The following is a 6,588-nucleotide window of genomic DNA, read 5'->3' as shown; positions in this document are numbered from 1 at the left end:
CGCGAAGGCCCCCGCGGGGGCCTTCGCGGGGGCCTCCCAGGGGCCCGCGCGCGATGCTCCGCGGGGGCTTTCGCGGCCCTCTCCCCCGGCCCCGTCCTACGGACCCGCGCGGAAGGCCGGGTGCGCGGCCAGGAGCCGCAGGTCGTCGAGGATGTCGGGGGTGTGGTGGGTGACGATCCGGCCGCTCCAGGTGTCGCAGAGGGCGGGGACCGTCAGCGTCCCGTCGAAGTGGTGCCCGGCGGCCTCGTAGGCCAGGCGCAGGGCCGCGTACCCGGGGGTGTCGCGGGCCTCCGGGCCCTCGCCGAGGACGGTGGTGGTGACGAAGTCCTCCAGACCGAGCAGGGCCAGGGCCTCGCGGACCCGCGCGGAGCGGGGACAGCCGACGCGGAGGTAGAGGTGGTAGCGGTGGGGGACCGGGGAGAAGCCGGTGCCGATGCGGCCGCGCAGGGCGGGGGCCGGACCGGTGAAGGGCAGGACGGAACGCGACATGACTCTCCAGGGCGGTGGCGGGAGGGGCGGGGGCGGCGGAGGTTCAGCCGCGTGCGCCGAATGCGCTGCACACCCGCAGGAGGTCGATGTGCAGGCGCCGGGTCAGCCACCAGCGGCGGAGGTTGCGCGCCTCCGCGTCCGCCGTCGTGGCCGTGTCCACCGGTGCCCCGCCCCCTCGTCCCGTCATCTGCGGCCCGCCCGGGGGTCGTTACGCTTCCCGCTGGGGGGATGCCGTCCCGCCGGCCGTCCCCCGCAGTCTCGTGGCGGCGCCCGGGGCCGTCAAGAAGGCGGTCGCGGCCGATCGCGCCGCCCACCGACCGGAGGAGCCCCGCACCCATGTCCCAGCACACCGGCGCAGCCGCCGGCCCCCGGTGTGACGCCGAGGTGCTCGACAACCCGGTGTGGGCGGCGCTGACGGGTCCGCACCGGGATGTCGCCGAGTACGGTCCCGGCGGCCTGGCCGCCCGCTACCGCGCGGACGCGACCCCTTTCGGAGCGCTCGCCGACCCGGCGGATCCCCGCGCCTGGGCGGATCTCGCCGCGCTGGCCGGGCCCGGGGAGGGGGTCTTCGTGACGGGGCTGCTGACCCCTCCGCCGGGGTGGGAGACCGTGATGAGCATCCCGGGCGTGCAGCTGGACGGCCGGGCGGTACGGGCCGAGGCGGCGCCGGAGGCGGTCCCGCTGGGGCCCGCCGACGTACCGGAGATGCTGGAGCTGGTCGAGCTGACCCGGCCGGGGCCGTTCCTGGACCGGACGGTCGAGCTGGGCACGTACCTCGGGATCCGGCACGGGGGCCGGCTGGTGGCGATGGCCGGGGAGCGGATGCGGCCGACGGGCTGGTCGGAGATCAGCGCGGTGTGCACCCGTCCGGAGCACCGGGGCCGGGGGCTGGCCGCGCGGCTGATCCGCGCGGTCGCGGCGGAGGTGCGCGAGCGCGGGGACAGCCCGTTCCTGCACGCGGCGGCTGACAACACCGGGGCGGTACGACTGTACGAGTCGATGGGGTTCACGCTGCGCCGCCACCCGCTCTTCCTGGGCCTGCGCACCCCACCGGCGGCCGGCTGAGGGCGCCGCGTCGGGTTTCGGCGGGCGCCGCGCGGGTTTCAGCGGGCGGTCAGCGGTCACACGGAGGTAAACCCTGGAGAGGAGACCGCGATGAACGACGTCGCACGCCTGCCCGGTGCCACGCACGAGTTCTGGCAGTGGCAGTCCCGCGCGGCCTGCCGGGACCTGGGTTCCGGCCGGTTCTTCCACCCCGTCGGCGAGCGGGGCGAGGACCGGGCGGAGCGGGACGCGGCCGCGAAGCGGGTCTGCGCGGCGTGCCCGGTGCGCACGGCCTGCCTGGAGCACGCGCTGCGCACCCGGGAGCCCTTCGGCGTCTGGGGCGGCACCACCGAGGAGGAACGCCGCGCCCTGCTGTCCCCCCTGGCCACCGGCGCCCGCGCGAGCGCCTGACCCCCCGCCCGGTCCGGAGCGGGGCCGGGGCGACGGGCGCGGGGCGGCCGGTTCCCTTCACCCCCCGCCCGAGCCGGTCAGGCCGGGGCGCCCGAGGTGAAGCGGCGCAGGAGGGGGGAGAGCACCAGCACGGATTTGGTGCGTTCCACGAAGGGCTCCCCCGCGATCCGCTCCAGCACCCGCTCGAAGTGGCGCATGTCGGAGGCGAAGATCTGGACGAGGGCGTCCGCGTCGCCGGTGACGGTCGACGCGGACACCACCTCGGGGTAGCGCTCCAGGCCTCGCCGGATGTCGTCCGGCGAGGTGTTGTGGCGGCAGTAGATCTCGATGAAGCCCTCGGTCTCCCAGCCCATCGCGGCGGGGTCGACCCGGACGGTGAAGCCGGTGATGGCGCCTTCGGCGCGCAGCCGGTCGACCCGCCGCTTCACCGCGGGGGCGGAGAGCCCGACCTCGGAGCCGATGTCCGCGTAGGAGCGGCGGGCATCCTCGGCGAGGGCGTGCACGATGCGTTCGTCGAGATCGTTCAGTCGCACGGGGGGTGAATCACTTCTATTCAGCGGCCTCCGAGGCCGAGGCGGCCACGGCGGCCACAGTGGCCAGGCTGGAGCGGCGCATGCCGTAGAGGAAGTAGATCACGAGCCCGACCGCCATCCAGCCACCGAAGACCACCCACGTCGCCAGCGGCAGCTCGGTCATCAGGTACGCGCAGAACAGGAAACCCAGGATCGGGGTGACCGGGAAGAGCGCGACCTTGAAGGTCCGGTTCATGTCCGGGCGGGTGAAGCGCAGGATGACGACGGCCACGTTGACCAGGCCGAAGGCGAAGAGCGTGCCGATGCTGGTGGCGTTGGCCAGCTCGCCGAGCGGGATGGTGGCGGCCAGGATGCCGCAGAAGAGGCAGACGATGATCGTGTTGACCTTCGGCGTGCCGGTCTTCGGGTCGACCTTCGCGAACGCCTTCGGCATCAGTCCGTCGCGGGACATGGCGAAGAGGATGCGGGTCTGGCCGTAGAGCACGGCGAAGACGACGCTGGCGATGGCGACGACCGCTCCGGCGGCGAGGACGACGCTCCAGAAGGAGTGCCCGGTGACGTTCTCCATGATCTGGGCCAGGGCGGCCTCGCTGCCCTCGAACTCCTGCCACGGCATCGCGCCGACGGCGACCAGGGCGACCAGGCAGTACAGGGCGGTGACGATCAGCAGCGAGAGCATGATCGCGCGGGGCAGGTCCTTCTTCGGGTTCTTGGCTTCCTCACCGGCGGTGGAGGCCGCGTCGAAGCCGATGTACGAGAAGAAGAGCATGGCGGCCGCGGTGCTGATGGCGGTCACGCCGAGCGGGGCCAGGGGGGTGTAGTTGCCGGCCTTGATGCCCATGAAGCCGATGACGCAGAAGAGCACCAGCGTGACGATCTTGATGCCGACCATGATGGAGTTGATCCGGGCGCTCTCCTTGGCGCCGCGCATCAGGAACACCATGCAGAGCAGGACGACGACCAGGGCCGGCATGTTGATGTAGCCGCCCTCGCCCAGCGGGGCGGAGAAGCCCTCGGGGATGGTGAAGCCGAGGGTGCCGTCGAGCAGCTCGTTGAGGTACTGGCCCCAGCCGACGGCGACGGCCGCGACCGAGACGCCGTACTCCAGGATCAGGCACCAGCCGCAGATCCAGGCGACGAGCTCGCCCATGGTGGCGTAGGCGTAGGAGTAGGAGGAACCGGAGACCGGGATGGAGCCCGCGAGCTCGGCGTAGGACAGCGCCGAGAACAGCGCGGTCAGGCCGGCGACGATGAAGGCTACCCAGACGACCGGACCCACGATCGGGGTCGCCTCGCCGAGCACGACGAAGATGCCGGTGCCCAGGGTCGCGCCGATGCTGATCATGGTCAGCTGCCACATGGTGAGCGAGCGCTTGAGGGCGCCGCCCTCACCCTGACCGCCCTCGGCGACCAGCTGCTCGACCGGCTTGCGGCGCAGCAGCGGGTGGGCGGGCCTACGGGACTCGGGAGCGAGCGGTGGCGCCTGGCCGTGGTCGAGCACGAGGAAACTCCTTGTCACTGCGGATCGGGGAGGCCGGGGACGAGGCGTCGACCGCGACGGTCCGGAGCAGGACAGGGCCCGAAGGGGGAAGGGCCTGAGCATGGGGGGACCGCCGAGCAGGCAGTCGCACCACTCCACGTACAGCGAGTGAGCCTACGAGCTGAGTGATACCGCCCGTAATGCACCATCCTTGCACATTGGCGCACGATCGTTGCGCGGATCTGTCCGTGATGGTCCTTTGTTGCGTATGGATGATCGATCGCTGCGCAGAGGCCCTTTTGGGTCGTTCTTGACACCTTGTCAGATCTGTCGCAGCGTGCGGACGTGCACGTCAGTACTCCCCGCCTCTTCGGTACTCCCTGCCTCCTCGCCGCTCGCCCCGTGCGTCACGGGGCAGACGCGGGGGTGGACGGCGGGGGGTCGGCAGGAGTTCCCGTATCCGACGATCGGAGGCGACAGAGTGAGCCGTGGCCCGGACGAGCGGTGGCAGGACCCCGAGCCCTTCCTGCGGGGAGTGGCCTGGCTGGACCAGGGGCGCCCGGTGCGCGCCGACCCGGCGGACACCATGCGGCTGCCCTGGGACACCGGCGAACGGGCCGCCCTGCCCATCGGGGTCCGGCTGGAGTTCACCGCCGGGACGGCGCACGCGGTGGACATCCGCTACCGGGCGACCGTGCCCGGACCCGCGGACGCCCTGCGCGACCTCGCGCACGGGTTCGCCCTGTGGGACCGGCACGGGGTGGTCGGCGAGGTGTTCACCGAACCGGTGCCGGAGGCCGTTGTACGGATCGATCTCCGCGGCGCGAGCGGGCCCCTGACCGTCCACCCGCCCGAGAACCAGGCCCCGGTGATCCTGGGCCTGCGCGGGGTCGGCGGGACCCTCACCCCGGCCCCGCCCGCCACGCGCTGGGTCGTGCACGGCGACTCCATCACCGAGGGCTGGTGGTCCACCCGCCCCGCCCACGGCTGGCCCGCGGTCACCGGCCGGGCCCTGGGCTGGGACACGGTCAACCTCGGCTACGCCGGCGCCGCGCGCGGCGAGCTGGCCACCGCGGAACAGCTCGCCGGCCTTCCCGCCGACGTCCTCACGCTCGCCTTCGGCACCAACTGCTGGTCCCGCATGCCCTTCACCGCGCCACTGCTGTACGAGACCACGCGCGCCTTCCTGGACCTGGTGCGCCAGGGGCATCCGCGGACCCCGCTGCTGCTGCTCTCCCCCGTCCTGCGGCCCGACGCCGAGCGGACCCCGAACCGGCTCGGCGCCACCCTGGGGGCCCTGCGCGACGCCATGGAGCGGGCCGCCCGGGACCGGATCGCGGCCGGGGACGAACGGCTCGCCGTCCTCCCGGGGCGCGACGTGCTCGGTCCCGAGCACCTGGCGGACGGGCTGCACCCGAACGACGGCGGACACCAGGTACTCGGCCTCGCTGTGGCCACGGCGCTCCGGCGCGCCGGGTTCGGCGCGCACTGAGTGAAACACCCCACAGCCGCCGGACTGAACAGTTTCCTCCCACCACGCCGTGTCATGAGCACGAGTCGCCGACGCCGAGGCGGCGGACACGACAGACACCACAGTGGGAGAGATCAAGATGGGCATGAAGCGCGGAACCACCCTTGCCGCGGCCGCGATCGCCGTCGTCCTCGGGGCCACGGCCTGCGGACCGACCGGCGACAAGGCCGCCGACACGGCCCAGCCGGCCGGCGCCGCCGCCGCCCAGGACTCCTACCCCGCTCCGGCGGCGGACGGCGCGGGAGCGACGTCCGCCGGGCAGCTGGCCGTCGCCGGCAACGAGCAGCTCGGCCCGGTGCTCACCGACAGCGCGGGCCTGACCCTGTACCGCTTCGACAAGGACACGGCCGAGCCGTCCAAGTCGAACTGCGACGGGGACTGCGCGAAGACCTGGCCCGTGGTCGCGGCCGGCGACGCCGTGGCCGCCGCCGAGATGGACCCGGCGCTGCTGGGCGAGGTGGTCCGCACCGACGGCAGCAAGCAGCTGACCGTCGCGGGCTGGCCCGCGTACCGCTTCAACAAGGACACCAAGGCGGGCGACGTCAACGGGCAGGGCGTCGGCGGCGTGTGGTTCTCCTTCGCCCCCGACGGCAAGAAGGCCGCGAAGCCGGCGCCGGGTGCCGGCGGCGGCAACACGGGCGCATCGCAGGGCGCGCAGCCGGGCCTGTCGGTGGCCGAGGATCCCGAGCTCGGTGCGCACATCGTCGACGGCAAGGGCATGACCGTCTACCGGTTCAAGCCCGACACCGCCTGGCCGATGGTCTCCAAGTGCACGGACGACTGCCTGGCCAAGTGGCCCGTGGTGGCGCCGGTGGACAAGGCGAACACCAAGGGCATCACCGAGCGGAACTACCTGGTCCTGGACCGCCCCGACGGCAAGAAGCAGCAGACCGTCGACTGCTGGCCGGTCTACACCTTCGCGGGCGACAAGAAGCCCGGTGACACCAACGGGCAGGGCGTCGGCGGCACGTGGTACGCCGTCGCCCCCGACGGCAAGCTCATCACCGCCCCGTAGCCACCCCTCCCCCCCGGGGGGGGGGGGCCCCCCGGCGGGGGGGGGGCCCCCCCCCCCCCCGCCCGCCCCACGCGGGGGTTGTGGG

Annotated in this window: 7 protein-coding genes; 4 read left to right on the top strand and 3 right to left on the bottom strand. The window is 73.5% G+C overall.

From position 1 onward, the window contains the following. Positions 1-96: 96 nt before the first annotated feature. Complete coding sequence (locus tag ACWFQ8_RS32005; protein WP_453789784.1) at positions 97-489, bottom strand: hypothetical protein; 393 nt, start codon at positions 487-489, stop codon at positions 97-99. 336 nt (positions 490-825) lie between these two features. Between ACWFQ8_RS32005 and ACWFQ8_RS32000 the strand changes: the two genes are divergently transcribed. Continuing rightward, positions 826-1,554, top strand: coding sequence for a GNAT family N-acetyltransferase (locus ACWFQ8_RS32000; protein ID WP_453789783.1), 729 nt, complete (start codon positions 826-828; stop codon positions 1,552-1,554). A 90-nt stretch (positions 1,555-1,644) separates the two neighbouring features. Continuing rightward, a complete protein-coding gene (locus tag ACWFQ8_RS31995) occupies positions 1,645-1,944 on the top strand; it encodes a WhiB family transcriptional regulator (protein ID WP_453789782.1) in 300 nt (99 codons plus the stop codon). Between the two features lie 77 nt (positions 1,945-2,021). On the opposite strand, the gene ACWFQ8_RS31990 is transcribed toward ACWFQ8_RS31995, so the two are convergent. Both ACWFQ8_RS31990 and ACWFQ8_RS31985 read right to left on the bottom strand, forming a co-directional pair. Next, entirely contained in the window at positions 2,022-2,477 is a 456-nt protein-coding gene (locus ACWFQ8_RS31990; protein WP_030027017.1) for an Lrp/AsnC family transcriptional regulator, read from the bottom strand. Between the two features lie 16 nt (positions 2,478-2,493). Continuing rightward, positions 2,494-3,978, bottom strand: a complete 1,485-nt coding sequence (locus ACWFQ8_RS31985; protein ID WP_453789781.1) for an amino acid permease — start codon at positions 3,976-3,978, stop codon at positions 2,494-2,496. A gap of 460 nt (positions 3,979-4,438) precedes the next feature. Between ACWFQ8_RS31985 and ACWFQ8_RS31980 the strand changes: the two genes are divergently transcribed. Further along, entirely contained in the window at positions 4,439-5,449 is a 1,011-nt protein-coding gene (locus tag ACWFQ8_RS31980) for a GDSL-type esterase/lipase family protein (RefSeq protein WP_453789780.1), read from the top strand. Between the two features lie 118 nt (positions 5,450-5,567). Next, positions 5,568-6,503, top strand: a complete 936-nt coding sequence (locus ACWFQ8_RS31975) for an SCO0930 family lipoprotein (RefSeq protein WP_453789787.1) — start codon at positions 5,568-5,570, stop codon at positions 6,501-6,503. Positions 6,504-6,588: the final 85 nt, after the last annotated feature.

The organism is Streptomyces sp. NPDC055254, assembly GCF_053606025.1.
The sequence above is the reverse complement of the archived record's forward strand: the minus strand, read 5'-3'. Positions and strand labels throughout refer to the sequence as shown.